The organism is Pseudomonas sp. 05T35, assembly GCF_056396605.1.
The window spans coordinates 1-1,284 of the sequence record NZ_JBFTLU010000732.1 but is presented as its reverse complement, the minus strand read 5'-3'; the positions used below and the strand labels follow the sequence as shown (position 1 = coordinate 1,284).

Sequence of the window (1,284 nt, the reverse complement as noted above, 5' to 3'; positions counted from 1 at the left end):
AGTACATGCTGGTGCAGACCACCAACGGGCAGATTCTGGCGGTCATGCCGATAGAGCGTTGAGCTTGCGCCTGCATCAGTGTCTTCAACAGGATTGCCCTGCAGCGCGAAATCTGAGAAAACGCGGGCCGTGTGTTTAGGGTCATCGCGAACGAGAGAGCAGTAATGAACGAAGAATTGCAGGTCATCGACCTTGAACTGGGCGACGGMAAAGCCGCCGTTAAAGGCGCCTTGATTACCACCCAGTACCGCGGTTTTCTGGAGGACGGTACGCCGTTCGATTCTTCCTGGGAGCGCGGCAAACCCTTTCAATGCGTGATCGGCACCGGCCGAGTGATCAAGGGCTGGGATCAGGGCTTGATGGGCATGAAGGTCGGCGGCAAGCGCAAGTTGCTGGTACCGGCGCACTTGGCGTATGGCGAGCGCTCGATGGGCGCCATCCCGCCCAACTCCAACCTGGTTTTCGAGATTGAATTGCTCGAAGTGCTGACCCGCGACGACTGACCGCTGTTATGCCTCGAACCCCGGCAACTGGCTGATTCGCTCGCTGAGAAACTCGGTGAGCAACCGCGCACGCAACGGTCGGTAGCGGCGTTCGGGGTAGAGCGGATTTCAGATCGGCCCTTGAAGTCCGGCATAGTGAAAGGCAACTCCGTTTGTAAGAGGCAGAGGCATGGCGAAGCACGTCAGTGCGCAAACGCTTCAGGGTATTTGTCCAGATAGGCATCATTGAGCTGCGTATCCTGGGAACGCATGAAAGTTTTGAAGTCGGGTACCAGAAAGACCAGCAGAGACAACAGCAGCACCATGACGCCCAGCAGCGTGATTGTCAGTGCAACCCCCAGATAGGCGATCAGGGTATTCATCGCGAAACTGCCCAAGGGGCTAGCCGCCGCAGACAGAAATGAAACCGTGGCAAAAATCCGGTTGCGATGGAGCTTTGGCGTCGCCAGCAACCTCACAGCGGAGGTGGGGATGTTGATCAACATCAGGCCGACGCCGCCGCAGAAGAAGGCCACGGGCACGATGAACGACGATGAAACGGTGCCGACTGCCACCAGATTGCCCCCCAGTAATGCAAAACCTGCGGACACACACATGTCACGGGGGACCCGGTCGGATAACCAGCCGATGATCTTGTAACTGCCCGCCAGAATGCCCAGCCCGAAGCACGAATCCAGAAGACCGATGTAAGTGACCGGGTACTGGATGACGTCCTTTACGTACAGTGGGATCAGGATGGTGAAGAACGGAAACAGGGCAAAGTTGATCAGCATTGCAATGA

General features: G+C 57.1%; 2 protein-coding genes. One reads left to right on the top strand and one right to left on the bottom strand.

Annotated features, from left to right (window positions below; translation table 11 throughout):
* The first annotated feature begins 164 nt into the window (after nucleotides 1-164).
* Nucleotides 165-503 carry an FKBP-type peptidyl-prolyl cis-trans isomerase gene (locus tag AC1DH9_RS29325; protein WP_054597673.1) on the top strand — a complete coding sequence of 113 codons (339 nt, stop codon included), beginning with the start codon at nucleotides 165-167 and terminating at the stop codon, nucleotides 501-503.
* A 182-nt stretch (nucleotides 504-685) separates the two neighbouring features.
* Here AC1DH9_RS29325 and AC1DH9_RS29320 read toward each other — a convergent pair.
* A partial coding sequence (locus tag AC1DH9_RS29320) for an MFS transporter (protein WP_477809353.1) occupies nucleotides 686-1,284 on the bottom strand: 599 nt, incomplete at its 5' end.